The following is a 24,803-nucleotide window of genomic DNA, read 5'->3' as shown; positions in this document are numbered from 1 at the left end:
TAGCCGCCTGCAGGGGGCAGGCGCTTGCCAATGGGTGCATGGTGCACGAACAATCCTACCCATGGGTATAACTTCCGCGACACGGCACAAACCCTCTGGGGCCACCGAGCAACCGACGGCCACCACGGCACAGCCGCACCTGCCGCAGGGCACCGGCCGCCAGCGCGCCGCGACGCAGGGCACCGACGCGCAGCGCGAGCGCATCCTGCAGGCGGCCGCGCAGCTCTTCGCCGCGCAGGGCTACGCCAACACGACGATGGCGCAGATCGTCCGCGCGCTCGGCGTGACCAAGCCCTTCGTGTACTACTACTTCCGCGACAAGCAGGAGATCTTCGAGACGCTCTCGTGGCGCCCCGCGGTCGACTGCTTCACCGCGCTGGATTTCGCGGCGGGCGATCCGCGCCGCGCGAGCGAGAAGGTGCTCGAGGGCATCGAGCGGCTCATTCGCGCGACCATCGCGCACCACCCGGTTGCGTTCTTCGCGTACCGCGAGCCGCAGGTGTACCGCCCCGAATACATCGCGGCGCAGAAGAAGCTCGCGCACCACTTCTACGACCTCTTGTGCCCGCTGCTCGAAGAGGCGCGGCGCGACGGCGACCTTGACTTCGGCGAGACCAAGATCACCGCACTCGCGGCCTGCAGCCTGCCGGGCTTCCTGTACAGCTGGTACCGCCCCGGCGGCCGCCTCTCGCCCGACGAGGTGGTGGCCGAGCTCACGATGCTCGCGAGCCGCGTGATCGGCCTCTGCGCCAAAGACTGACCACCCACCTCCGGAGACACACCATGAAGTTCAAGAAAGCGCCCCCGGCGCGGATCGCCCTTGCCTGCCTGCTTTGCATCGCCGGTGCGGCGCACGCGCAGCAGCCGACCTACAAGATCGCCTACATCGATCCGCTCTCGGGCCCATTCGCCAATGTCGGCGAGCTGATGCTGATGCACACGCAGTACGCCATCGAGGACATCAACGCCAAGGGCGGCGTGCTCGGCGGCACGAAGCTGCAGTTGCTGCAGTTCGACAGCAAGCTCTCGGCGCAGGAGAGCCAGAGCGCGCTGCAGGCGGCCATCGACCAGGGCGCCAAGGCGATCGTCACGGGCGGCTCGGGCTCGTCGGTGGTCACGGCGCTGGTGCAGTCGGTGGCGCGCTGGAACCAGCGCAACCCGGGCAAGGAGCTCATCGTGCTGAACCACTCCTCCATCGACCCCGAGATGACCGGCAAGGGCTGCAGCTTCTGGCACTTCCAGACCGAGGCCAACACCGCGATGAAGATGAAGGCGCTGGCCAACTACATCAAGAAGACGCCAGATGTGAAGAAGGTCTACCTGCTGAACCAGGACTACGCGCACGGCAAGCAGTGGGCCAGCTACGGCCGGCAGATGGTGGGCCTCGCGCGGCCCGACGTGCAGTTCGTGGGCGAGGCGCTGCATCCCATCGGCCGCGTGAAGGACTTCGCGCCCTACATCGCCAACATCCGCCAGAGCGGCGCCGATTCGGTCATCACCGGCAACTGGGGGCAGGACATGACGCTGCTGCTCAAAGCCGCGGGCGACGCGGGCTACAACCTGCGCTACTTCAACCACAGCGCGGGCTCCGTGCCGGGCACGGTCACCGCGGTGTCGCAGGCCAAGACCGGGCAACTCACCTGGGTGGCCGAATGGCATCCGGGCCAGGCCGATACGCCCAAGGCCGATGCGCTCGCCAAGGCCTACAAGGCCAAGACCGGCAAGGACTTTCTCGCGCCGCGCATCGACATGACGCCGCGCCTGCTGGCCGCCGCCATCAACAAGGCCGGCAGCGCCGACACCGTGAAGGTGGCCCGCGCGCTCGAAGACTTGAGCTTCGATTCGGTGGTCGGCCCGGTGCGCATGCGCGCCGAAGACCACCAGCTGCTGCTGCCGCAGGTGGTCAACACCATCGCGCCGGTGGACGGCAAGGCGGTGAAGACGGGCTGGGAAGGTACGAACTATGGTTTCCGCACCGATGCGGTCTATACGGGCAACGAGCTCGCGCAGGGCACGGAGTGCAAGATGGTGCGGCCCTGAGCAACGCATGACGGGCGCAGACAATTTCTAGGGGAAACCCCGTCCTGCCTGCCCCCTGTGCCGTCGGGATACTCCGGGTGATACCTCCCGGATTTCCGAAGCGGGTCCATTCCAAAGGCACAACACCAAATGGCAGGCAAGAACTCGCTCCATCCGATCCCCCATCCGGCGAAGAAACCCTTCGTCGGCAACCTGCTGTCGATCGGCTCCGACTCCCCCGTGCTCGACATGTGGAAGATCGCGCAGGACCTGGGCGGCATCTACTGGCTCGACATGCCGGGCATGCCGGTGATCGTGGTGTCCTCGCCCGCGCTGGTCGACGAACTCTGCGAGGAAGCACGTTTCGACAAGAGCACGCGCGGCGCATTGCGCCGGCTGCGCGCCGCATCGCACGGCCTCTTCACCTCCGACACGCACGAGGAGACGTGGTCCAAGCCGCACAACATCCTGCTGGCCAACTTCAGCCAGCGCGCGATGCAGGCCTATCACCCGATGATGCTGGACATCGCGAGCCAGCTGGTCACCAAGTGGGAGCGGCTGAATTTCGACGAAGAGGTGGACGTGGTGCGCGACATGACCGCGCTCACGCTGGACACCATCGGCCTGTGCGGCTTCGGCTACCGCTTCAATTCGTTCTACCGCGAGGGCTTTCATCCCTTCGTCGATGCGATGGTGCGCACGCTGGAGACGGTGCAGAACCGCCGCGGGCTGCCGCTCGAGGAGCTGATGCTGAAGAAGGAACTGGCGCAGCAGCGCAAGGACATCCGCTTCATGCACAAGATGGTGGAGGACATCATCGAAGAGCGGCGCGCGAGCGGTGCCGACATCGCCACCAAGCCGGACCTGCTGAGCTACATGATCGCGGGCGTGGACAAGAAGAGCGGCGAGAAGCTCGACGACAAGATGATCCGCGACGAGTGCATCGAATTTCTCATCGCGGGACACGAAACCACCAGCGGCCTGCTGTCGTTCGCGACCTACTTCCTGCTGAAGAACCCCGAGGCGCTGGCCAAGGCGCAGGCCGAAGTCGACAGCGTGTTCGGGCCCGACACCACGCAGAAACCGACCTATGCGCAGGTCAATCGCCTGCAGTACGTGATGCAGGTGCTCAAGGAAGCGCTGCGGCTGTACCCGACGGCGCCGGCCATCGCGATGCGCGCCAAGGAAGACACGACCATCGGCGGCCAGTACACGATCAAGAAGAAGAACATGGTCATCATGCATGCGCTGGCGCTGCACCGTGACAAGGGCGTGTGGGGCGAGGACGCCGACGAGTTCAACCCCGACCACTTCAGCCGCGAAGCCGAGCGCGAGCGGCCGGTGAATGCCTTCAAGCCCTTCGGCAACGGGCAGCGCGCCTGCATCGGGCGGCAGTTCGCCCTGCAGGAAGCGGTGCTCACGCTGGGCATGATCCTGCAGCGCTTCAACCTGGTCGATCACACGGGCTACAAGCTCAAGATCAAGGAAGCGCTCACGATCAAGCCGGAGAACTTCAAGATCAAGGCGCTCCTGCGCGACCCGGCCTCGCGCCCGCGCGGCAACGGCGAGGCGGCCGCGGCGCCCGATGCGCCGGCCAAGCCCATCGCGCGCAAGCCGCAGGCGGCGCGCCACGGCACCTCGCTGCTGGTGCTGCAGGGCTCCAACCTCGGCACGGCCGAGGACCTCGCGCGGCAACTGGCCGAGGCCGGCGAGCTGCGCGGCTTCTCCACGCAGGTGGCGTCGCTGGACGACTACGCCGAGCGCCTGCCGGCCAACGGCGCCGTGGCGATCGTCTGCGCCTCGTACAACGGCGTGGCGCCCGACAACGCGGCCGAGTTCCACCGCTGGCTCGACAAGGCCGACGATGCGCTCAACGGCGTGCGCTTCAGCGTGTTCGGCTGCGGCAACACCGACTGGGCCGCCACCTACCAGGCCGTGCCGCGCCGCATCGATGAACGGCTCGAAACGCTCGGCGCCACCCGCGTGCACCCGCGCGGCGAAGGCGACGCGCGCGAGGACATGGACGGCGCCTTCCAGGACTGGAGCGATGCGCTCTGGCCGACGCTGGTGAAGGCCTTCGGCATCAAGGCCGGCGCCGACACGCCGGCCGAGGCCGAGCCGCTCTACACGCTCGAGGAATTGCCGCCGCCGCAGAAGAACGCGCTGGTCGATGCATTGGGCGCCGTGGCACTGCGCGTGGTCGAGAACCGCGAACTGCAAAGCCCCGGCGGCGATGCCGGCAGCAGCCGCTCCACGCGCCACGTCGAACTGATGCTGCCCGAGGGCGTGAACTACGTGCCCGGCGACCACCTGAGCGTGGTGCCGCGCAACAGCCCCGCGCAGGTCGAGCGCGCGATGGCGCGCTTCGGCTTCGACCGCTCGGCGCACGTGCGCCTCTCGGCCGCGCCGGGCCGCAAGACCGCGCTGCCGGTGGACCAGGTGATCGCGGTCGATCGCCTGCTGGGCGACTACGTCGAGCTGCAGGACGTGGCCACGCGCAAGCAGATCGCCACGCTCGCCGCGCACACCGAGTGCCCGTTCACCAAGCCGAAGCTCCTGGCGCTCTCGGGCAGCGACGAGGCCTCGCAGGCCGCGTACAAGGCCGAGGTGCTGCACAAGCGCAAGTCGCTGCTCGAGCTGCTCGAGGAGCACCGCGCCTGCCAGGTGCCGTTCGCGGTGTTCCTGGAAATGCTGTCGCCGCTGTCGCCGCGCTACTACTCGATCTCCTCGTCGCCGGCGATGACGCCGGGCCGCTGCAGCGTCACCGTGGGCGTGGTGAGCGAGCCCGCGCTCTCTGGCAACGGCACCTTCGAGGGCGTGTGCTCCAACTACCTGGCGCGCGCCGAGGCGGGCGACACGGTGCACGGCGTGATCCGCGAGACCACGGCCGAGGGCTTCCGCCTGCCGGAGGATGCCAACCGCCCGCTCATCATGATCGGCCCCGGCACCGGCCTTGCGCCGTTCCGCGGCTTCCTGCAGGAGCGCGCGGCGCGCACCGAGCGCGGCGAGAAGCTGGGCGAGGCGATGCTGTTCTTCGGCTGCCGCCATCCGGCGCAGGATTTCATCTACGCCCAGGAGCTGCAGGCCTGGTCGCACCGCGGCCTCATGAAGCTGCACACCGCCTTCTCGCGCTCGGGCGATCGCAAGGTGTATGTGCAGGACCTGATCCGCGAGCAGGCCGCGGCCGTGTGGAAGCTGCTCGAAGCGGGCGGCGTGATCTACGTGTGCGGCGACGGCTCGCGCATGGAGCCCGACGTGCGCCGCACGCTGACCGACATCGCGCGGGAGCACGGGCACGACAGCAACGCCTGGATGGACCAGATGATTGCCGACCAGCGCTACGTGCTCGACGTGTGGGCGGGCACCTGATCGGCGTCCGAAGAAAATTGGAACATCTGGACTAGCTTTCCCACGGTTCTAGTTTTTCACGCCTAGGCCTCCCCGAAGAAGATCGACGGCATCGCGATCTCGGTATCCCGAGATTTCGCGATTCGTTCAACTTCTGGAACCGGGGAGACTTGGAGCATGGTCAGGGCCGATGAACCGCTGCGCGTGGCTGTCGTGGACGGGGATGTGAATCAACGGTCTGCGCTGCAACGCAGGCTCGCTGCCAAGGGCCATGCCCCCACCCTGTTCCGCAATGCCACGGACCTTCTGGCGGCGCTGCGCAACGGCTGGCGCTTCGGCCTGCTGCTGCTGAACCCGTCGGGCACCGTGGCCTGGCACGAACTGGCCACCGCCTGCCGCCAGCTGGGCCTGCCCACGCTGCTCTTGACGGACGACGCGCTCTGGCATGCGCCGCCCGATTTCGACACGCTCAGCTGGAACCACGCCATCGTGGACTTCGCGCTGCAGCCCATCGCCGACCACGAACTGGAATGGCGCATGCGCACCCTGCTCTCGCGCGCACGCGGACCCGTGCCGCAGACCACGCGCACGGACGACCTGATCTGCGGCGACTACCGGCTGCTGACGCAGCGCCGGGCCGTGCTGCACCGGGGCCGCGAACTCAAGCTCGACCCGCGCGAATTCGAGCTCGCGTTCATGTTGTTTCGCAACCCCGACCATTTGCTCACGCGCGACTTCCTGTGGATCGCGCTGTGGAAGCACTTGCCGCGCAAGGGCGCGCGTGCGCTCGACATCGCCGCGGCCGGCATCCGCAAGAAGCTGGACCTGCGCGAGGAAAACGGCGTGCTGCTGCGCGCCGCCTACAAGCGCGGCTACGAGCTGCTCACCGTGGCGCCCGAGGTGCCTGCGTCGCGCCTGGCGTTCTCTTCGTCGTAGAGCTCTTTCTTGGAGAGCTTGCCGACGGCCGTCTTGGGCAGCTCGGCGCGGATCTCCATGGCCTGCAGCATCTCGTGCTTGCCGAGCCGGTCCTTCAGGAAACGCTTCAGTTCGTCGAGCGTGAAGGCCTCGGCCCCGCTCCTCAACTTGATGAAGGCCTTGGGCGACTGGCCGCGGTAGTCGTCGTGGATGCCGATCACCGACACCTCCTCGACCGAAGGGTGCTCGTAGATCGCATCCTCGATGGTGCGCGGGTACACGTTGAAGCCGCCGCACAGCAGCATGTCCTTGGTGCGGTCGACGATGAAGACGAAGCCGTCCTCGTCCATGTAGGCCACGTCGCCACTGCGAAAGAACCCGTCGCCGGTCATGCTGGCCCGCGTGGCGGCCTCGTTCTTCCAGTAGCCCTTCATCACGTTCGGGCCCGAGATGCAGAGCTCGCCGCGCTGGCCGAGCGGCATCTCCTGGTCGGGGTCGACGAGGTCGCGCATCGACAGCGTGATGCCCGGCAGCGGCATGCCGCAGGAGCCGGCCTTGCGGCGGCCGCGCGCGGGCGTGAAGCTGCCGGTGGGCGAGGTCTCGGTCATGCCCCAGCCCTCGTTGATCTGGCAGCCCGTGAGCGCGAAGAACTTCTGCGCCACCTCGACCGGCAGCGGCGCGCCGCCCGAGCCGCAGGAGCGCAGCGATCGCAGGTCGAGTTCGCCCGCCTTCGGATGGCCGATCATCGCCATGTACATCGTCGGCACGCCCGAGAACACGGTGATCTTCCGCGCGTCGAAGGTCTTCATCACCGTGTCGAGTTCGAAGCGCGTGTGCAGGATGATCTCGGCGCCCAGGCGAATGCCCATCAGCAGGTTCGTCACCAGCGAATAGATGTGAAAGAGCGGCAGCACCGCGAGGATGCGCTCCTCGCCGAAGGCCACGATGGCTTCATTGCCCGAGAGGCTTTCGACGTACTGCGCGCAGGCCGCCGTGAGGTTGCCGTGCGTGAGCATCGCGCCCTTGGGCAGGCCCGTGGTGCCGCCGGTGTACTGCAGCGCGGCGATGGCATCGGCCGGATCGGCGACGGGGCGGTACTCGTGGCGGCCATCGTTGTCCAGCAGCTGCGCGAACGTCATGTGGTGCGCGTCGTCGGCCATCGGCGCGAGCAGGCCCGCGCCCTGCATCTGGGCGCGCGTGGGTCCGGGTGCGCCGGCGTATTCGTCGAGCGCGCCGACGATCAGCCTCTTCAGGCGCGAGTGCCCCATGAGCCGCGCCATCTGCGGATAGAGCGCGGCCAGGTCGAGCGTGACGAGGAAGTCGCTCTCGCTGTCTTCGACCTTGTGCTCGAGCACGCGCTCCGCATCGAGCGGCGAATAGTTGACCACCGTGCCGCCCGCGCGCAGCACGCCGAAGAACGCGATCGGATAGTGCGGCGAGTTGGGCAGGTACAGGCCCACATGCACGCCGGGGCCGACGCCCAGCTTCTGGAAGCCTGCGGCCGCGCGGTCCACCAGCGCGCCGAATTCGCGGTAGCTGATGCGGCGGCCCATGAAGTCGAGGAAGGGCCGCTCGGGCCATTGCGCGACGGCTTCCTCGAGCAGCTGCGGAACGGGCGTGCGCGCGAGCGGCGCATCCCACCGCACGCCGGCGGGGTAGGAGGAGACCCAGGGGTGGGCGTCAGCCAGTAGCGGTCTGGTCGTCATGGGTGCGGGCTCCCTGATGTGTGGCAACAGCAGGAACACGTTACGCCCTTGCCGGCGGTTCGGCGAGGCCCTTCGCGCGCATTCGAATGCGGGGTTTCCCCTTGGGAATGTATGGGCCCGCGCGGCGCCGACGCGGCACATGCACGGGCATACAAAGCTGCCGGGTAAACACCGGCGGTCGTGCCGCGTCAAAGCGCGCGCCGATGGGAACAATCGCAGGTCCACCCCCGAGGCTTGCCATCATGAAACACCTGAGCGGCGTCGACGCCACCTTCCTGCATTTCGAGACCACCGAGATGCCGATGCACGTGGGCTCGCTCAACGTGCTCGACCTGCCCGAGGGCTACCAGGGCGATTTCTACGAAGACGCGAAGGCCTGCCTCGCGGCGCGCCTGCACCTGGCGACCGTGTTCACGCGCAAGCTCGCGCTGATGCCCTTCGACATGTCGAACCCGGTGTGGGTGGAGGACGAAGACATCGACATCGACTACCACGTGCGCCACATCACGCTGCCGCAGCCGGGCACCAACCGCCAGTTGCAGCAGTACGTGGCGCGGCTGCACTCGACGCTGCTCGATCGCAGCCGGCCGCTGTGGGAGTTCTTCATCATCGATGGCCTCAAGAGCGGGCAGGTCGCGCTCTACACCAAGATGCACCACGCGGGCATCGACGGGCAGGCGGGCATCGAGGTGGGCAAGGCCATCTTCGACATGGCGCCCACGGGCCGCGTGGTGAAGCCGCCGCGCCCGCGCGCGCGCCGCAGCAGTTACCAGCTCGGAGTGGCCGAGTTGGCCGGCGCGGCGCTGCGCAACACGGCGGCGCAATACATCAAGGTGGTGAAGCTGATGCCCGCGCTCGGGAGTGCGGCGCGCGGGCTCGCGCAGCGCGGCGATGCCGCCGCAGCCAAGGACCCGCGCTCGTTCGCCAGGCGCTTCAACCTGCTCGCGCCGCGCACGCCGTTCAACGTGCCGATCACCAACCAGCGCAGCTTCGCGGGCCGCACCATCTCGCTGGCCGAGACCAAGCAGCTCGCGCGGCACTTCGGCGTGTCGCTCAACGACGTGGTGATGGGCACCATCTCGGGCGCGCTGCGCCGTTACCTCGCCGACAGCAACGAGCTGCCCGCGAAGTCGCTCGTGGCCGGCGTGCCCGTGAGCCTGCGCGAAGCGGGCGACAGCACGGCCAACAACCAGGTGACGGGCATGACCGTGAGCCTGGCCAGCGATGTCGCCGATCCGGTGGAGCGCCTCGAGCAGATCGCGCTGTCGTCGAACGCATCCAAGTCGGTGGTGAACCGCTTCAAGCCGCTGATCCTCGACGACTTCCCGAGCTTCGCCGCGCCGTGGTTCATGTCGGGCATGGCCTCGCTGATCGGCCGCTCGGGGCTGGTGAACGTGCTGCCGCCGATGATCAACGTGGCCATCTCCAACGTGCAGGGCGCGCCCTTCCCGATGTACTTCGCGGGTGCGCTGGTGACGTGCAACTACCCCGTGTCGATCGCCGCGCACGGCACCGCGCTCAACGTGACGGTGCAGAGCTATAACGGACGCATGGACTACGGCCTCATCGCCTGCCGCCGCGCGGTGCCGGACGTCATCGAGATCGGCGACTACATGCTGGCCGAGCACAAGCTGTTGATGGCACGGATGCAGGAGACGCCGGCTGCGGGCGCGGCGATCCCGGTGCCCGCAAAGAAGCCCGCAGCGAAAAAAACCAGGGCGCGGGCAACAGCCTGACGCCCATGAAAAAAGCCGGCATCCGCCGGCTTTTTTCATCGAGCGCGCGATCGACCGATCACATGTCGCGGTCGGGATCGGGATACACCAGCGGCCCCAGCAGGCCGCGGTTGAAGGGCTTCCATTCGCCCTCGGGTTGCGCGAGCCGGTCGGCCACCGCATAGAGCACGGCGGGGTGCGCGCCGAGCCCCAGGTGGCTCGCCATCACCTCGATGTTTTCCGATTGCGGGCCGGTCTTCTCGAGGCTGCAGCGCCAGGCGACGACGCCGTCGGTGCGGCTGAAGATCGAGGTGGTCGGCACGGGCGGCGTGGGCTCGACGAACTTCATGCGGCGCGGGTCGTGCGAGCTCTGGCCGCTCACGCCTTCGTACACGCGCCATGCGTTGGTGGCGCGCGGGCTGCCGGAGAACGGGCTGCCCAGCGTGATGACGTTGCGGATGAGGCCCGAATGGGCCGAGGCCAGCAGCCGCGCGTAGACGCCGCCCAGGCTCCAGCCGATCACGCTGACCTTCTGGCCGCTCTTGTCGTTCAGGGTCTTGAGCAGCTCGACCATGCCGTCTTCCACGCCTTCGCGCGGACCGAGGTTGCGGCCCAGGCCCCAACCGTGCGCGTCGTAGCCGCGGCTCGCGAGGTAGCGGCGCAGCAGCAGGGTGGAAACGTCGCTCGCCACCAGGCCCGGCAGCACGAGCACCGGGTGCCCGTCGCCGCGCGGCGTGAGTTGCAGGAGCGGCCACATGGCGATGCCGGCGCCGGTCTCCCAGAGGGCGCGTGCTTCGGCCAGCAGCAGCAGGCGCGAGGGCGGCGCGATGTGATCGTGGGTGGCGGTGGTCATGGAGGCGGCTTCCTTTCGGATCTTTGGCGTTTTATCTTTGAGAGGACGAGCTTGAGGGGCCATGGTTGCACTCTCCCGTCGGACGACTCCGACAGTTATCCGAGGTATTTGCCCCTCAGGTAATCAAGGTAAGCCCTCGATTCGCTGGAAACATACGGAGAAACCAGCGTGAGCGTGTAGAAAGCCGCCAAACCGGGATCAGCCTGCGCCAGCGAATCGCGCCCCGGCACCAGCCGTTCGAACGACAGCCAGCAGGTGGTGGTGAACACCATCTGCAGCGCCAGGATGCGCGCCTGCTCGGCGCTGGTCTCGATCACGCCCGAGGCGACGAGCCCTTCGCACAGCGTTTGCGCGGCCAGCAGGTTCTGCGCGGTGAGCGCCTGCGCGCGCTGGCCGAGGGCCGGGTACTCGCTGGCCAGGAAGGCCATGTCGCGGTAGATGAAGCGGTATTCGTCGATGGCCTCGAAGCGCAGGTGCAGCGCGAGCCAGAGATCGTCGATGGCCGAGATCGATGGCGAGGAACTGTTGAGCGTTTCGAGCCGTTGCTCGAAGCGCCGGAACAGCCACTCCACGATCAACTGCTTGGCCTTGAAGTGGTAGTGCAGGTTGCCCGGGCTCATGCCGAGCTCGGCGGCTATCTTGTGCGTCGACACGGCCGCAAGGCCTTCCGCGTTGAACAGCGCGAGGCTGGTCTGCAGGATGCGATCGCGCGTGGTGTTGGAGCTGGCCACAACCGGTTGGGCTTGTGCCGTCGCTCAGCGCTTGCCGCCGGCGTTGCTCTTCTGGCTCTTCTCGATCTGTGCGAGGCGTTCGCGCAGGTGCGCCACCTCGTCGCGCAGCGCCTGCACCTCTTCCGTGCTGGGCATGCCCAGGCGCTGCAGGGCGGTGGCCACGCGCTGGTCGAACACGTCCTCGAACTTGCGGATGCCGAAGCTGTCCAGGCTCGGAAAGCCGCGGGTGAGCGCGGCCTTCGCACTGGCCGTATCGACCTTGCCCTGCCCGATGCCGAGCAGGCCTTCGATCACGTTGGCCTGGCGCTTGGCGACGTCGCTGCGCACGTTGTCCAGCGCCTTGAGGCCGGCACGCAGCAGGCCTTCGGCCTTGCCGGGTGCGGTGGCCGCCGCTTTCTTCGCAGCAGGGGCCGCCTTGCGGGGCGCCGCGGCTTTCTTGGCAGCCGGGGCTTTGGCCGGAGCTTTCTTCGCAGGCGTCGCCTTCTTCTTCAACTTTGCAGTTTCGTCGGTGCGGGTCGCCATTCAGTGGTGCTCCAGATAGCAGAAAGAAAAAGAGGCGCAGAGCGCCTCGGGGGTCAGAAGGTGCGAATGAATTCGGCGTGCCCGAGCAGCCCGCCCAGGCGCACTCGATCAAGGCGCAAAGCGCAGCCATAGCTCGGGCTATGGCGAGCATTTGCAACGCCGAGCGGGTGTGTCTGGGCGGGATGAGCGGGCATGGCGGATTCGTTCACACCTTCTCAGGCCGCCTTGCGGGCAGCAGCGCGGCGAACCGGCTTCTTGGCCACGGCGGCCTTGGCCTTCACGGTGCGCACGGGCTTGGCAATATCGCCGTCCGTGCCGGCCACGCGGGTTTCGAGTTGCTTGGCGCCAGCGGCGATGCGGTCGGCGATCTGCACCGAGACGGTAGCGATCGGCTGGTTGATGGCGTTCAGCGTGTTGAGCACCGAGTTGGCGACCGGCGATTCGACGCGGGCGACGCGGCCTGCGACTGTTTCGATGCCGCTGGTGGTGCCGGCGGCAACGCGGTCCATCACCGAGACGATGCGGCTGGTGTCGATGTCCAGGCGGTTGGCCAGGAAGCCGTTGACCTTCTCTTGCGCGCCGATCAGGTTGGCCTTGATCTGTTCGCTCACCAGCGGGATCTGGCGGTTGCCCAGGAAGTTGCTGTAGCGCGAAGCGGCGCCCCCCAGCAAGCGATGCACGCCGGTGCGGTAGGCGCCGACCAGGGTCTTGCCTGCGTCGTTGTATTGGCCGACGACGTGGATGGCGGCAGAAGCGAGGGTGGTTTGCGTGGACATGATGAAGATTTCCTTGAAGTTGAATGGGTCGCTGGATGCGATGGCCCCATCTTCTTCGCAAGGGCCTAGGCCTGCAAAACTAGAACCGTCGGAAAACTAGTCCAACTGCCCCAATTTTCGAGGCCCAGGCCTCTTGATCACGCTGCGGCGGCCCTGGAGGCGCCGGCCCGCTTGGCCGGTGCGGCCTTTCGGGCTACGGGCCTGGCGGCCGTCGTCTTGATGGCCTTCACGGTGGCTTTCTTCGCGGCGACTTTCTTTGCGGGCGCCTTCTTCGCCGGCGCCTTGGCCATCGCCGTGGCGGCCTTCACAGCCTTGACCGGTGCCTTCTTGCGCGCGGCCTGCTTCCTGGCGGCGGGCGCGGCCTCCTCGACCTCCGGCGCATGTGACGCCACAGGCGCGGGCCTGGGCGCCGTGACGCCGGCGGCGGACGGGTGCTTCTGCGTCAGTTCCATCAGCAGCTTGTGCTCGGCCAGCATGTAGTCGCCGATCTCGGTGATGTCGGGCACCGCGCGGCGGCAGGCGATGAGGCCGTAGTCCATGCGGCCGTTGTAGCTCTGCACCGTGACGTTGAGCGCCGTGCCGTGGCTGGCGATCGACACCGGGTAGTAGCAGGTGACGAGCGCACCCGCGAAGTACATCGGGAACGGCGCGCCCGCCACGTTGGAGATGGCCACGTTGGCCGCGGGCGGCAGCAGGTTCACGAGCCCCGAGCGGCCCACCATCGAGGCGATGCCCGACACCAGCCAGGGCGCGGCGAAGGTCGGAAAGTCATCCAGGATCACGGCCTTGAAGCGGTTCATCGTCGACTTCGAACTGTTCGAGGACGCGTTGATCGCCTTCAGCCGCTGGATCGGGTCGGTGATGTCCGTGGCCAGGCTCACCAGGATCATGCTGGCCTGGTTGTTGGCCGTGTCGTCGCCCGCTTCGCGCAGGCTCACCGGCACGCCGGCCACCAGCGGCTTGGCGGGCAGCTCGTTGTTGTCGGCCAGGTAGTGGCGCAGCGCGCCGGCCACGGTGGCCATGACCACGTCGTTGAGCGACACGCCGAAGTGCTTGGCGATGTACTTGGTTTCGGCCAGCGAGATGGTGCGGCCCGCGAAGGTGCGCTGGTTGGTGATCGACACGTTGAGCGAGGTGCGCGGCGCGAAGAGGTTGAACTTCTTCGGCGCGGTGGCCGCGGCCTTCTCGGCCGCCTTCTCGTCGGGCTTGGCCAGGCCGCCGATTGCACGCGCGATGGCGGGCGCCATCTTGAAGAGCTTGACGTACTGCTGCGCCGTGTTGCGCAGCGCCGCCGTTGCGAGCTCGGCCATGCCAAGCTGGTAGCCGTTGCCGCGCGGACGCGAGCGCGGCGGCTTCACCACGCGGCCCGTGGCCTCCAGGTCGAAGATGGCCTTGCCCACTTCCACGCCGGCCTGCCCGTCGATGCCCGCGTGGTGCACCTTGGTGTAGAGCGCCACCTGGCCGCTCTGCAGGCCGTCGATGATGAAGAACTCCCACATCGGGCGGCTGCGGTCGATGAGCGTGGAATGCAGCCGCGCCACGTATTGCTGCAGCTGGCGGTTGGTGCCGGGCTTGGGCAGCGTGATGTGGCGCACGTGGTAGTCCAGGTCGATGTCCTCGTCGTCCACCCACACCGGGTTGGACATGTCGAAGGGCATGAGCGCGAGCTTGCGCGTGAACACATCGGCCAAGTGGATGCGGCTGGCCATGAACTGCTTGGCGTCTTCGTAGAAATCGCCCTTGTAGCCCTTGGGCAAGTCCAGCACGTTGAGCGAGCCCACGTGCATCGGCATCTCGGGCGTCTCCAGGTGCAGGAAGGTGGCATCAAGTCCGCTCAGGTGTTTCATGTGTTGTGTCTCCTTGGTGGGGCATGCGCCGTTCGGCAGGATACCCCGCAGGTGGCGCTCGTGGGCCCTGCCCGCTTCAGTGTTTCCACCGAGGTTTTCCCGAGTAATGAAAAAGTGACCGCGCCCGCAACAACTGCTCACAGCGCCTTTTTCACGAGGGCTCCGTACACTGCCATTCATGACATCCAACCCCTCCCCGACTCCGAAAGACGATCACCTCTGGCTCGAAGAGATCGACGGTGACGCCCAGCTCGACTGGGCGCGCCAGGAGAACGCGAAGACCGTGCAGGCCTACGCGCAATCGCCCGCCTTCAAGGCGCTCGAGGCGGGCATCCTCGAGGTGCTCGACTCGGACGACCGGATTCCGATGGTCCGCAAGATCGGCCCCTTCTTCTACAACTTCTGGCGCGACAAGGACCACCCCAAGGGCCTCTGGCGCCGCACCACGCTCACCGAGTACCGCAAGCCCCAGCCCGCGTGGGAAACCGTGATCGACATCGACGCACTGGCCGCCGCCGACAAGGAGAACTGGGTGTGGCACGGCGCCGACTGCCTGGAGCCCGACTACAAGCGCTGCCTCGTTTCGCTCTCGCGCGGCGGCGCCGATGCCGACGTGGTGCGCGAGTTCGACCTGCACAGCAAGACCTTCGTCGAAGGCGGCTTCACGCTCCCCGAGGCAAAGAACCACGTGGGCTGGAAAGACATCGACCACCTCTACGTGGCCACCGATTTCGGCCCCGGCTCGATGACCAGCTCGAGCTACCCGCGCATCGTGAAGGAGTGGAAGCGCGGCACGCCGCTCGCGGCCGCCACCACGGTGTACGAAGGCGCGCACGAGGACATGTCCGTGAGCGCCTACCGCGACAACACGCCCGGCTTCGAGCGCGATTTCGTTTCGCGCCAGATCGACTTCTACGAGAGCGAGACCTGGCTGCGCGGCGCCGATGGCACGCTCACCAAGATCGACGTGCCCGACGACTCCAACACCGACATCTGCCGCGAGTGGATGCTGATCGAGCCGCGCGAGGACTGGACCGTGGGCGGCGCGACCTACAGGTCGGGCTCGCTGCTGGCCGCGAAGTTCGACGACTACATGGCGGGCCAGCGCGCGCTCACCGTGCTGTTCGAGCCCGACGACACCACGGCGCTGGACAGCCATTCGTGGACGCGGCACCACCTCATCCTCAACGTGATGCACGACGTGGTGAACCAGCTGGAAGTGCTCACGCCGCAGGCCAGCGGCCCGTGGAAGCGCGAGGGCCTGGGCGGCGCACCCGCGCTCTCGACCATCGCGGCCGGCGGCATCGACGAGGACGAGAACGACGACTACTTCCTCACCGTGAGCGGCTTCCTGCAGCCGACCACGCTCTACATCGGCACCATCGGCCAGGGCGAGCCCGAGGTGCTGAAGGACAGTCCGGGCTTCTTCGACGCATCGCGCTTCGCCGTGAGCCAGCATTTCGCGGTGTCCAAGGACGGCACGCGCGTGCCCTACTTCGAGATCGCCCCGAAGGACCTGAAGGCCGACGGCACGAACCCGACGCTGCAGTACGCCTACGGCGGCTTCGAGATCTCGCTGCAGCCGAGCTACAGCGGCAGCATCGGCCGCGCATGGCTCGAGCAGGGCGGCGTGTATGTCATCGCCAACATCCGCGGCGGCGGCGAATACGGCCCGCGCTGGCACCAGGCCGCGCTGCAGGAAAACCGGCTTCGCACCTGCGAGGATTTCGCGGCCGTGTCCGAGGACCTCATCGCGCGCAAGATCACCTCGCCCGCGCACCTGGGCGCGATGGGCGGCAGCAACGGGGGCCTGCTGATGGGCAACATGCTCACGCTGTACCCGCAGCTCTACGGCGCGATCGTGAGCGAGGTGGCGCTGCTCGACATGCAGCGCTACACGCACCTGTCGGCCGGCGCCTCGTGGATCGCGGAGTACGGCGACCCCGACCAGCCCGAGGAATGGGCCTTCATCCGTACCTTCTCGCCCTACGAGAACGCGAAGGCCGACGGGCGCTATCCGCCCGCGCTCTTCACCACCTCGACCCGCGACGACCGCGTGGGCCCGGTGCATGCGCGAAAGATGCACGCGAAGATGGTCGCGCTGGGCCACGACAGCAGCTTCTACGAGAACATGGAAGGCGGCCACAGCGCGGCCACGGACAACAAGGAGTCCGCCTTCATGGATGCGCTGGGCTACGCGTATCTCTGGCAACACATAGGCAAGCCGGCATGAGCCGCCGGGCCGCTCCCGCACGGAGGTCAGCTGAATGAACACCACCCTCGAACTGATCGGCGCGCCCACCGACATCGGCGCCAGCGTGCGCGGCGCGGGCATGGGCCCCGATGCGTTGCGCGTGGCCGGCGTGGCCGAGGCGCTTGCCAAGCAAGGCTTCATGGTCATCGACCGCGGCAACCTCGCCGGCCCGGCCACGCCCTGGGCGCCGCCGGCCAATGGCCTTCGCCATCTCGCGGAGGTGATCGCGTGGAACCGCTCGGTCTACAACGCCGTGGACGCGGCGCTCGGCGCCAATCATGTGCCGCTGATGCTGGGCGGCGATCACTGCCTGGCGATCGGCTCGATCAGCGCGGTGGCCTGGCATGCGCGCAAGCGAGGCAAGAAGCTGCGCGTGCTGTGGCTCGATGCGCACTCCGACGTCAACACCGAGACCACGAGCCCGAGCGGCAACCTGCACGGCATGCCGGTCTCGTGCCTGCTGGGCCACGGGCCCGCGGAACTGACGGGCTGGAGCGGCGAGCGCGCGGCGCTGGCGCACGAGGCGATCCGCTTCATCGGTATCCGCAGCGTCGATGCAGACGAGAAGGAGGCCATCCGCACGCTCGGCCTGAACGTGTTCGACATGCGCCACATCGACGAGCACGGCATGCGCACCACCATGACCGAGGCGCTGCAGGACGTGGACGAGGACACCCACCTGCACGTGAGCTTCGACCTGGATTGCCTGGACCCGAACATCGCGCCCGGCGTGGGCACCGGCGTGCGCGGCGGGCCGACCTACCGCGAGATGCAACTGTGCATGGAAATGATCGCCGACACGGGGCGGCTCTCTTCGCTCGACGTGGTGGAGCTCAACCCCGCGCTCGATGTGCGCAACCAGACCGCGGAAGTGGCGGTGGAACTGATCGAGAGCCTGTTCGGCAAGTCGACGCTGGTGCGTTGACCCCGGCGATCAGCCCCGGTTGGGCGAAGGGGCGACCGGGAAGCTGATGGCGGGGGCGGGTGACGAAGAAGGCAAAGAAGGCGCCGTGGGCGCTTCGGCCGGCATGTCGGGCGGCGCATCGGCGCCGCCGCCTTCGAGGAAGCGGTCCATCAGCGTGAAGAAACGGTCGTAGAAGCGCTCGTCGGTCAGGGTCTCGCTCGCCACCTTGACCATCGCGTCGTCGCTGCCAGCGAAGGGCAGCGACAGCGAGCCGAAGGCACCCACGCCCACGCTGGCCGAGTTGTTCACCTTCTTGATGCCGTAGCGGTCTTGCAGCGCGGTTGCGAAAGCCACGGTGCTCTGCTTGCCGCCTTTGCCGCCTTCTCGCGCGCAGACCACGCGGAACTCGACCTCGACGTGCACCTCGGCCGCCGGCTGGAAGCTCTTGCGCCCGGTCACCAGGTCGGCGTTGGCCGCCGTGACCATGTAGCCCTGGCTCAGCAGCGCGCGGCGTGCGGCTTCGCAGGTCTGGCCCTCGGTGGCGGCGTAGTTGCGCGTGTGGGTGGTGGTGGAGTCGAACTCCTCCGGCTCGTACGACACGCGCCGCGAAGTGCTGCCGCAGCCGGCGAGCACGAGGGCGGACAGAAGGCCCAGGACGAGGACCGGCGTGCGAAGGGATGAAGAAGAAAAGGAATTGAAGTGGGACGGCATGGCGCGGCGAATGCTAACCGGCGCCTCCGCCGGCAAGGCTTCGAGCGCGGCGGCGCGCCGGCGTTCCCTCGCCGCAAACAAATTTCAAGACCACATCAGCACGTGATGCGCCCGCGCCTTCGTGGCGGCGATCAGCCGCGCATTGGGCGCATCGGTGCTGGCCACCCAGTCGCGCGCGGCCTCGGTGCTGCGGCCAAACTGCCGGTGGCGTGCGACCAGCCGCTCTTCGCGCACCGCGTCGTCGATGTCCACGTACCAGCACTCATCGAGCATCGCCGCCGCGCCCGCCCACGGGCCGGCGTCGTGCAACAGGTAGTTGCCTTCGGTGATGACGATCTGCGTCGAAGGCAGCACCGCGATGGCGCCGGCGATCGGCTCCTCGATTTCGCGGCGGAATTCGGGGGCGTAGACGATGTCGCCGCCGGGGCGCTGGTCGCGCAGCCGCTGCAGCAGTGCGACGTAGCCGGCGCTGTCGAAGGTGTCGGGCGCGCCCTTGCGGGCGGCGCGGCCGAGGCGCTGGAGTTCGACGTTGGCGAGGTGGAAACCGTCCATCGGCACGACCTGCGCGCGGTCGGCGCCGACGGCTTCGCGCAGCGCCATCGCGAGCGTGGACTTGCCCGCGCCGGGCGCGCCGACCAGCCCCAGCAGCTTGCGCTGCCCGCTGGCCATGAGGGCCTGCAGACGGGCCAGGCCGTCCGCGGGAATGGAAGGGAGTTTCTGCACGGGCATGGTGGTCATGCCCCGAGCGTAGCGCCCCTTTCCGTCAAAAAATCAGGGGTACAGGCCGCGTTCCTGGCGTGCCATGAGGATTCGTTCGCAAGCCACCGCATAAGTCGCCGTGCGCAGCGAGATCTTGTGCTTGTCGGCCGTGTCCCAGATCTGGTTGAGCGCGTTCATCATGATGCGGTCCAGGCGCACGTTGATCTCGTCCTCGTCCCAGAAGAACGACGAGAAGTCCTGCACCCATTCGAAGTACGAGACCGTCACGCCGCCGGCGTTGCAGATCACGTCGGGCACCACCAGCACGCCGCGCTCGGCCAGGATGTCGTCGGCCGTGGGCACCGTGGGGCCGTTGGCGCCTTCGAGCACCAGCTTGGCAGTGGTTTTCTGTGCGCGCTCGGCGGTGATCTGGCCTTCGAGGGCTGCCGGGATCAGGATGTCGCAGGCCGTGTCCCAGAAGGCTTCGTTGGGCACCACGTCGCCGCCCTTGAAGGCGATCACGCCGTCCTTGTTGGCGATGGGAATGAGCGTCGCGAGGTCCAGGCCGTTGGTGTTGACGATGGTGCCGGTGTGGTCCTGCACCGCCACGATCTTGGCGCCCGCTTCGGCGAAGAGTTCGGCCGCGACCGAGCCCACGTTGCCGAAACCCTGCACCGCGATGCGCGCGCCGCGCAGGTCCATGCCCAGACGACGGGCCGCTTCACGGCCGGTGACGAACACGCCGCGGCCGGTGGCCTTCACGCGGCCCAGCGACCCGCCCAGGTGCAGCGGCTTGCCGGTGACCACGCCGGTGGCGGTGCCGCCGACGTTCATCGAATACGTGTCCATCATCCACGCCATGATCTGGCCGTTGGTGTTGACGTCGGGCGCGGGAATGTCGGTGTGCGGGCCGATGATGATGCCGATCTCGCTGGTGTAGCGGCGGGTGATCTTTTCCAGCTCCTGCAGCGAGAGCTTCTTCGGGTCGACGCGGATGCCGCCCTTGGCGCCGCCGTAGGGCAGGTTCACCGCGGCGGTCTTGATGGTCATCCAGGCCGACAGCGCCATCACTTCTTCCAGCGTGACGTCGGGGTGGAAGCGCACGCCGCCCTTGCCCGGGCCGCGGCTCATGTTGTGCTGCACGCGGTAGCCCTCGAAGTGGGCGATGGTGCCGTCGTCCATCTCGATCGGCACGTCCACGATCAGCGCGCGCTTGGGGCGCTTCAAGGTTTCGACCCAGCGGGCCAGCGGGCCGAGGTACGGCACGACACGGTCGACCTGGGAGAGATACGTTCCCCACGGGCTGTTGGCGGTGGGGGAGACGAAGGAGAGTTTTTCACTCATGGGAGATCCCTTGGATTGGAACTGAGGTGGCCGCAACGATAGACCTCTCGCGCCCGTCGCGCCATGGCTTATGCGCGCCGCGCTGGCGGTTATGCAAGAGACGTTAGGCGGCGTTGTTTCAGTTGCGGATCGAGCGAGCGATCGGCAGATAACCAAACTGTCATCGACGGGTTATCGATCGCGCAGATGCGCTTCATAGAGTTGGTTTCACCAGCCAATCACCTCAAGGAGTCAGCGAATGAAGTTCTCTTCCACCACCCGCACCACCCGCATCCTGGGCACCACGGCCGTCGCCGCATGGCTGGCCCTCGCCTCCGCGCCGAGCCTTGCCGGCAACTACGCCGAAGGCGATCCGCGGCCCGTGCCGCTCGCCTCGTCCACGACGCGCGCCGCGGTGACGGCCGATGCGCAGCAGTGGCTCAGGAGCGCACCCACGCAGGGCTACACCGACGGGCTCGCGCAGCAGGCGGCGGTCGTCTCCGCGAACAGCCGCGCCGACGTGGCGGCGGATACGCGGCTGTGGATCCAGTCCGGCCTCGCCGCGCAGCAGAACGGCGAAGCCGGCGCCGACACGACGCGCCCCGCCTATCGCCAGGCCATGGCCGAATACACCAAGCTGCGCGCGAGCCCCGCCTACGGCGCGCTGGTCGAGCAGTCCACCAGCCGGCAGGCGGCCGCGCAGTCGCGCACCACCGTTCGCTGAGCCGAAATGGAACGGGGTACCGCGCGGAGGGTAGGCGCAGGGTAGGCACAGGGCATTTCCTTGGTTCTATCTCCTATGGCCAACAGCCATAGGCCGCATCTTTCGCAAAGAATCGATGCAGGAACCGGATAATTCTCCAATGCTCGACCTGGACCGCATCGACCTTCGCCTCTTGAAGATTCTTCAGGAGGACGGGCGCATCACCAACCTCAAGTTGGCCGAGGCGGTGGCGCTCTCGCCCACCGCGGTGCTGGCGCGCGTGCAGCGCCTGACGCGCGACGGCTTCATCCTGGGCTACGAGGCGCGCCTGGATCCCGAGAAGCTGGGCCGCGGCTTCACGGTGTTCGTGGAGGTGCTGCTGGACCGCACCACGCCCAACGTGTTCGACCAGTTCAAGGCCGCGGTGCAGGTGCGCGACGAGATCATGGAATGCCACATGGTCGCCGGCGGCTTCGACTACCTGCTCAAGACCCGCATGGCCGACATGGCCGCGTACCGCGAGTTCGCGGGCACGGTGCTGTGGCAACTGCCCGGCGTGCGCGAGACGCGAACCTATGCGGTGATGGAAGAAGTCAAGAGCAGCGCACGGCTGCCGCTGGGGCTCTGAGGCGCTGAAAGCTCAGGCCGGCTTCTTCGCCCGGCCGCCGAAGACGGCGGTGCCGATGCGCACCATCGTGCTGCCGGCGCTGATCGCCGCCTCGAGGTCTGCGCTCATGCCGAGCGACAGCGTGTCCAGCGCGATGCCCGCCCCTCGGATCGATTCGAAAACCGCATGCGCGCGCAGGCACAGGTCGCGTTGCGCCGCGAAATCGGGCGCCGGTTCGGGGATCGCCATGAGCCCGCGCAGCCTCAGATGTGGCAACGCCGCCACAGCGCGGGCGAGGGCAATGGCCTCTTGCGGCGGCACGCCGGACTTGTTCGCGCCGCCGTCCACGTTAACCTGAAGGCATACATTGAGCGGCGGCAGATGGGCCGGCCGCTGGGCCGACAGGCGCTCGGCGATCTTGAGCCGGTCGATGCTGTGGACCCAGTCGAACTGCTCGGCCACGGGCCGCGTCTTGTTGCTCTGCAGAGGGCCGATGCAGTGCCATTCGAGGGAGGCGCGCAGATCGGCGAGCGCCTCGATCTTGTCCAGGCCCTCCTGCACGTAGTTCTCGCCGAAGGCCGATTGGCCTGCCGCATGCGCCTCTCGAACCGCCTCGGCCCCGAAGGTCTTGGACACCGCCAGCAGCCGGACCCCAGCCGGGTCGCGGCCGGCCGTTACACATGCCTCCACGATCCGCGTCTTTACTTGCTGGAGGTCGTCGCCAATCATCGTCATAATCGTCCAAAATCGTATCAAAACGTCACCGAACTCGAGCCGAGGAGCCCCGTGGACATCACCCAATTGCTGGCATTCAGCGTCAAGAACAAAGCCTCCGACCTGCACCTGTCGGCCGGGCTTCCGCCCATGATCCGCGTGAACGGCGACGTGCGCCGCATCAACGTCGATGCGCTCGACCACAAGGGCGTGCACGCGATGGTGTACGACATCATGAGCGACACGCACCGCAAGCACTACGAAGAATTCCTGGAGGTCGACTTCTCGTTCGAGATCGACGGCCTCGCGCGCTTCCGCGTGAACGCCTTCAACCAGGCACGCGGCGCGGCCGCGGTGTTCCGGACCATTCCCTCCAAGATCCTCACGCTCGAGCAGCTGAACGCGCCAAAGATTTTCGGCGAACTGGCCCTCAAGCCCCGCGGGCTGGTGCTGGTGACGGGCCCCACGGGCTCGGGCAAGTCGACCACGCTCGCGGCGATGGTGAACTACCTCAACGAAAACGAGTACGGCCACATCCTCACGGTGGAAGACCCGATCGAATTCGTGCACGAATCCAAGAAGTGCCTGATCAACCAGCGCGAAGTGGGCCCGATGACGCTGTCGTTCGCCAACGCGCTGCGCTCGGCGCTGCGCGAAGACCCGGACGCGATTCTCGTGGGCGAGCTGCGCGACCTGGAAACCATTCGCCTGGCGATGACCGCGGCCGAAACGGGCCACCTGGTGTTCGGCACGCTGCACACCTCGTCGGCCGCCAAGACCATCGACCGGATCATCGACGTGTTCCCGGGCGAGGAAAAGGAAATGATCCGCGCGATGCTCTCGGAGTCGCTGCAGGCGGTGATTTCGCAGACACTGTGCAAGACCAAGGACGGCCAGGGCCGCGTGGCGGCGCACGAGATCATGCTGGGCACGCCCGCCATCCGGAACCTGATCCGCGAAGCCAAGGTGGCGCAGATGTATTCCACGATCCAGACCGGCCAGGGCGCCGGCATGCAGACGCTGGACCAGAACCTGACGGAGCTGGTTCGCCGCAACACGATTTCCGCTGCCGAGGCGCGCGGAAAAGCGAAGATCCCAGAGAACTTCCCCGGCTAGTCATGACGCCCCCCGGCTTTTCACTTCGCTGCGCTTCGTGTAACTCCACCCCCCATGGGGGAGGCGCGGCCGCCTTGGGGCGGCCCGGCGGTCGGCCGCCGGCAGGTTCAAACTAAACAGAGATCAAGGAGCGCTCTCATGGAACGCGATCAAGCCAGCCAGTTCATCAACGACCTGCTCAAGCTCATGGTGAGCCGCAACGGCAGCGACCTGTTCATCACCGCCGACTTCCCGCCCGCGATCAAGGTGGACGGCAAGGTCACCAAGGTGTCGCAGCAGGCGCTGGGTGCGCAGCACACGCTGGCGCTCACGCGCTCGGTCATGAACGACCGGCAGGTGGCCGATTTCGAGCGCACCAAGGAGTGCAACTTCGCGATCTCGCCGACCGGCATCGGGCGCTTTCGAGTCAACGCGTTCGTGCAGCAGGGCAAGGTCGGCATGGTGCTGCGGACCATTCCGGCCAAGCTGCCGACCATCGACGGGCTGGGCATGCCGCAGGTGCTCAAGGACGTGTCGATGACCAAGCGCGGCCTCACCATCCTGGTGGGCGCCACGGGCTCGGGCAAGTCGACCACGCTGGCCGCGATGATCGACTGGCGCAACGAAAACTCCTACGGCCACATCGTCACGGTCGAAGACCCGGTCGAATTCGTGCACCCGCACAAGAACTGCGTGGTGACGCAGCGCGAAGTGGGCATCGACACCGACAGCTGGGAAGCGGCGCTGAAGAACACGCTGCGCCAGGCGCCCGACGTGATCCTGATGGGCGAAATCCGCGACCGCGAAACCATGGAGCACGCGGTGGCCTTCGCCGAAACCGGTCACCTGTGCATGGCCACGCTGCACGCCAACAGCGCCAACCAGGCGCTGGACCGGATCATCAACTTCTTCCCCGAAGAGCGCCGCGCGCAGTTGCTGATGGACCTGTCGCTGAACCTGCGCTCGCTGGTCTCGCAGCGCCTGGTGCCCACCGAAGACGGCCAGGGCCGCGTGGCCGCCGTCGAGGTGCTGCTGAACACGCCGCTGATTTCCGACCTGATCTTCAAGGGCGAAGTGGGCGAGATCAAGGAGATCATGAAGAAGAGCCGCAACCTGGGCATGCAGACCTTCGACCAGGCGCTCTTCGACCTGTTCGAGAGCCACTCGATCACCTTCGACGACGCCATCCGCAACGCCGACTCGGCCAACGACCTGCGGCTGCAGATCAAGCTCAACAGCCAGCGCGCGCGCAGCACGGACCTGGCGGCCGGCACGGAGCACTTCGCGATCATCTGACCGGCGCGTGGGGTGGCGCCGCGGCACGCTGCGGCGCCCGGGGCGAATGGCTTTAAGCTCTTGGC

21 protein-coding genes are annotated in these 24,803 nt (G+C 67.4%); 11 read left to right on the top strand and 10 right to left on the bottom strand.

The window, feature by feature from the left end; all coding sequences use genetic code 11:
• Positions 1-61: 61 nt before the first annotated feature.
• The 4 genes from JC881_RS24990 (at position 62) to JC881_RS32745 (ending at position 6,303) form a co-directional block, all read left to right on the top strand.
• Positions 62-760, top strand: coding sequence for a TetR family transcriptional regulator (locus tag JC881_RS24990; protein ID WP_198788410.1), 699 nt, complete (start codon positions 62-64; stop codon positions 758-760).
• A 23-nt stretch (positions 761-783) separates the two neighbouring features.
• Complete coding sequence (locus tag JC881_RS24985) at positions 784-2,040, top strand: branched-chain amino acid ABC transporter substrate-binding protein (protein ID WP_198788409.1); 1,257 nt, start codon at positions 784-786, stop codon at positions 2,038-2,040.
• Between the two features lie 129 nt (positions 2,041-2,169).
• The gene (locus JC881_RS24980) at positions 2,170-5,388 is read left to right on the top strand and encodes a bifunctional cytochrome P450/NADPH--P450 reductase (protein WP_198788408.1); all 3,219 of its coding nucleotides are present in this window, start codon (positions 2,170-2,172) and stop codon (positions 5,386-5,388) included.
• Between the two features lie 204 nt (positions 5,389-5,592).
• Positions 5,593-6,303, top strand: a complete 711-nt coding sequence (locus JC881_RS32745; protein WP_198788407.1) for a winged helix-turn-helix domain-containing protein — start codon at positions 5,593-5,595, stop codon at positions 6,301-6,303.
• On the opposite strand, the gene JC881_RS24970 is transcribed toward JC881_RS32745, so the two are convergent.
• Positions 6,240-7,988, bottom strand: a complete 1,749-nt coding sequence (locus tag JC881_RS24970) for a long-chain-fatty-acid--CoA ligase (protein WP_198788406.1) — start codon at positions 7,986-7,988, stop codon at positions 6,240-6,242. The two genes, JC881_RS32745 and JC881_RS24970, sit on opposite strands and share 64 nt — an antisense overlap.
• A gap of 242 nt (positions 7,989-8,230) precedes the next feature.
• Here JC881_RS24970 and JC881_RS24965 point away from each other — a divergent pair, with 242 nt between their 5' ends.
• Positions 8,231-9,724, top strand: coding sequence for a WS/DGAT/MGAT family O-acyltransferase (locus JC881_RS24965; RefSeq protein ID WP_198788405.1), 1,494 nt, complete (start codon positions 8,231-8,233; stop codon positions 9,722-9,724).
• Positions 9,725-9,782: 58 nt separating this feature from the next.
• Here the strand turns inward: JC881_RS24965 and JC881_RS24960 are convergent, their stop codons facing one another.
• From JC881_RS24960 to JC881_RS24940, 5 genes are all read right to left on the bottom strand, one after another.
• On the bottom strand, positions 9,783-10,556 hold the full coding sequence (locus JC881_RS24960; RefSeq protein ID WP_198788404.1) for an esterase/lipase family protein: 774 nt from the start codon (positions 10,554-10,556) through the stop codon (positions 9,783-9,785).
• A 95-nt stretch (positions 10,557-10,651) separates the two neighbouring features.
• Complete coding sequence (locus JC881_RS24955) at positions 10,652-11,287, bottom strand: TetR/AcrR family transcriptional regulator (RefSeq protein WP_198788403.1); 636 nt, start codon at positions 11,285-11,287, stop codon at positions 10,652-10,654.
• A 24-nt stretch (positions 11,288-11,311) separates the two neighbouring features.
• On the bottom strand, positions 11,312-11,809 hold the full coding sequence (locus JC881_RS24950; RefSeq protein ID WP_198788402.1) for a phasin family protein: 498 nt from the start codon (positions 11,807-11,809) through the stop codon (positions 11,312-11,314).
• A 215-nt stretch (positions 11,810-12,024) separates the two neighbouring features.
• Positions 12,025-12,585, bottom strand: a complete 561-nt coding sequence (locus JC881_RS24945; protein ID WP_198788401.1) for a hypothetical protein — start codon at positions 12,583-12,585, stop codon at positions 12,025-12,027.
• 137 nt (positions 12,586-12,722) lie between these two features.
• The gene (locus JC881_RS24940; protein ID WP_198788400.1) at positions 12,723-14,432 is read right to left on the bottom strand and encodes a WS/DGAT/MGAT family O-acyltransferase; all 1,710 of its coding nucleotides are present in this window, start codon (positions 14,430-14,432) and stop codon (positions 12,723-12,725) included.
• A gap of 178 nt (positions 14,433-14,610) precedes the next feature.
• Here JC881_RS24940 and JC881_RS24935 point away from each other — a divergent pair, with 178 nt between their 5' ends.
• Complete coding sequence (locus JC881_RS24935; protein ID WP_198788399.1) at positions 14,611-16,665, top strand: prolyl oligopeptidase family serine peptidase; 2,055 nt, start codon at positions 14,611-14,613, stop codon at positions 16,663-16,665.
• A gap of 34 nt (positions 16,666-16,699) precedes the next feature.
• A complete protein-coding gene (gene rocF, locus JC881_RS24930) occupies positions 16,700-17,611 on the top strand; it encodes an arginase (RefSeq protein ID WP_198788398.1) in 912 nt (303 codons plus the stop codon).
• Between the two features lie 9 nt (positions 17,612-17,620).
• Here rocF and JC881_RS24925 read toward each other — a convergent pair whose 3' ends face one another.
• The 3 genes from JC881_RS24925 to JC881_RS24915 form a co-directional block, all read right to left on the bottom strand.
• On the bottom strand, positions 17,621-18,301 hold the full coding sequence (locus tag JC881_RS24925) for a DUF2242 domain-containing protein (RefSeq protein WP_198788397.1): 681 nt from the start codon (positions 18,299-18,301) through the stop codon (positions 17,621-17,623).
• A gap of 84 nt (positions 18,302-18,385) precedes the next feature.
• On the bottom strand, positions 18,386-19,039 hold the full coding sequence (locus JC881_RS24920; protein ID WP_198788396.1) for a nucleoside/nucleotide kinase family protein: 654 nt from the start codon (positions 19,037-19,039) through the stop codon (positions 18,386-18,388).
• Positions 19,040-19,072: 33 nt separating this feature from the next.
• Positions 19,073-20,344: a Glu/Leu/Phe/Val family dehydrogenase gene (locus JC881_RS24915; RefSeq protein WP_198788395.1), complete on the bottom strand. Its 1,272-nt coding sequence runs from the start codon at positions 20,342-20,344 to the stop codon at positions 19,073-19,075.
• Positions 20,345-20,582: 238 nt separating this feature from the next.
• Here JC881_RS24915 and JC881_RS24910 point away from each other — a divergent pair, with 238 nt between their 5' ends.
• Together JC881_RS24910 and JC881_RS24905 are read left to right on the top strand one after the other, a co-directional pair.
• Positions 20,583-21,047, top strand: a complete 465-nt coding sequence (locus JC881_RS24910) for a hypothetical protein (RefSeq protein ID WP_198788394.1) — start codon at positions 20,583-20,585, stop codon at positions 21,045-21,047.
• 139 nt (positions 21,048-21,186) lie between these two features.
• A complete protein-coding gene (locus JC881_RS24905) occupies positions 21,187-21,654 on the top strand; it encodes an Lrp/AsnC ligand binding domain-containing protein (protein ID WP_198788393.1) in 468 nt (155 codons plus the stop codon).
• Between the two features lie 12 nt (positions 21,655-21,666).
• Here the strand turns inward: JC881_RS24905 and JC881_RS24900 are convergent, their stop codons facing one another.
• The gene (locus tag JC881_RS24900) at positions 21,667-22,368 is read right to left on the bottom strand and encodes a YggS family pyridoxal phosphate-dependent enzyme (protein ID WP_198788392.1); all 702 of its coding nucleotides are present in this window, start codon (positions 22,366-22,368) and stop codon (positions 21,667-21,669) included.
• Between the two features lie 51 nt (positions 22,369-22,419).
• Between JC881_RS24900 and JC881_RS24895 the strand changes: the two genes are divergently transcribed.
• Together JC881_RS24895 and JC881_RS24890 are read left to right on the top strand one after the other, a co-directional pair.
• Complete coding sequence (locus JC881_RS24895) at positions 22,420-23,463, top strand: type IV pilus twitching motility protein PilT (RefSeq protein ID WP_198788391.1); 1,044 nt, start codon at positions 22,420-22,422, stop codon at positions 23,461-23,463.
• A gap of 138 nt (positions 23,464-23,601) precedes the next feature.
• The gene (locus tag JC881_RS24890; protein ID WP_198788390.1) at positions 23,602-24,738 is read left to right on the top strand and encodes a PilT/PilU family type 4a pilus ATPase; all 1,137 of its coding nucleotides are present in this window, start codon (positions 23,602-23,604) and stop codon (positions 24,736-24,738) included.
• Positions 24,739-24,803 lie beyond the last annotated feature (65 nt).

Source organism: Variovorax sp. IB41, assembly GCF_016405905.1.
GTDB lineage: Bacteria > Pseudomonadota > Gammaproteobacteria > Burkholderiales > Burkholderiaceae_C > Variovorax.
Note: the sequence above shows the minus strand (reverse complement) of the source record. Positions and strands in the feature narration are given on the sequence as shown.

What these genes read in the sequence shown, in the direction of transcription:
- JC881_RS24935 (WP_198788399.1), top strand. Translation starts at nt 14,611, where the DNA reads ATGACATCCAACCCCTCCCCGACTCCGAAAGACGATCACCTCTGGCTC.
- JC881_RS24940 (WP_198788400.1), bottom strand. Translation starts at nt 14,432, where the DNA reads ATGAAACACCTGAGCGGACTTGATGCCACCTTCCTGCACCTGGAGACG.
- JC881_RS24980 (WP_198788408.1), top strand. Translation starts at nt 2,170, where the DNA reads ATGGCAGGCAAGAACTCGCTCCATCCGATCCCCCATCCGGCGAAGAAA.
- rocF (WP_198788398.1), top strand. Translation starts at nt 16,700, where the DNA reads ATGAACACCACCCTCGAACTGATCGGCGCGCCCACCGACATCGGCGCC.
- JC881_RS24965 (WP_198788405.1), top strand. Translation starts at nt 8,231, where the DNA reads ATGAAACACCTGAGCGGCGTCGACGCCACCTTCCTGCATTTCGAGACC.
- JC881_RS24960 (WP_198788404.1), bottom strand. Translation starts at nt 10,556, where the DNA reads ATGACCACCGCCACCCACGATCACATCGCGCCGCCCTCGCGCCTGCTG.
- JC881_RS24920 (WP_198788396.1), bottom strand. Translation starts at nt 19,039, where the DNA reads ATGACCACCATGCCCGTGCAGAAACTCCCTTCCATTCCCGCGGACGGC.
- JC881_RS24925 (WP_198788397.1), bottom strand. Translation starts at nt 18,301, where the DNA reads ATGCCGTCCCACTTCAATTCCTTTTCTTCTTCATCCCTTCGCACGCCG.
- JC881_RS24970 (WP_198788406.1), bottom strand. Translation starts at nt 7,988, where the DNA reads ATGACGACCAGACCGCTACTGGCTGACGCCCACCCCTGGGTCTCCTCC.
- JC881_RS24985 (WP_198788409.1), top strand. Translation starts at nt 784, where the DNA reads ATGAAGTTCAAGAAAGCGCCCCCGGCGCGGATCGCCCTTGCCTGCCTG.
- JC881_RS24890 (WP_198788390.1), top strand. Translation starts at nt 23,602, where the DNA reads ATGGAACGCGATCAAGCCAGCCAGTTCATCAACGACCTGCTCAAGCTC.
- JC881_RS24945 (WP_198788401.1), bottom strand. Translation starts at nt 12,585, where the DNA reads ATGTCCACGCAAACCACCCTCGCTTCTGCCGCCATCCACGTCGTCGGC.
- JC881_RS24905 (WP_198788393.1), top strand. Translation starts at nt 21,187, where the DNA reads ATGCTCGACCTGGACCGCATCGACCTTCGCCTCTTGAAGATTCTTCAG.
- JC881_RS24910 (WP_198788394.1), top strand. Translation starts at nt 20,583, where the DNA reads ATGAAGTTCTCTTCCACCACCCGCACCACCCGCATCCTGGGCACCACG.
- JC881_RS24915 (WP_198788395.1), bottom strand. Translation starts at nt 20,344, where the DNA reads ATGAGTGAAAAACTCTCCTTCGTCTCCCCCACCGCCAACAGCCCGTGG.
- JC881_RS24900 (WP_198788392.1), bottom strand. Translation starts at nt 22,368, where the DNA reads ATGACGATGATTGGCGACGACCTCCAGCAAGTAAAGACGCGGATCGTG.
- JC881_RS24950 (WP_198788402.1), bottom strand. Translation starts at nt 11,809, where the DNA reads ATGGCGACCCGCACCGACGAAACTGCAAAGTTGAAGAAGAAGGCGACG.
- JC881_RS24990 (WP_198788410.1), top strand. Translation starts at nt 62, where the DNA reads ATGGGTATAACTTCCGCGACACGGCACAAACCCTCTGGGGCCACCGAG.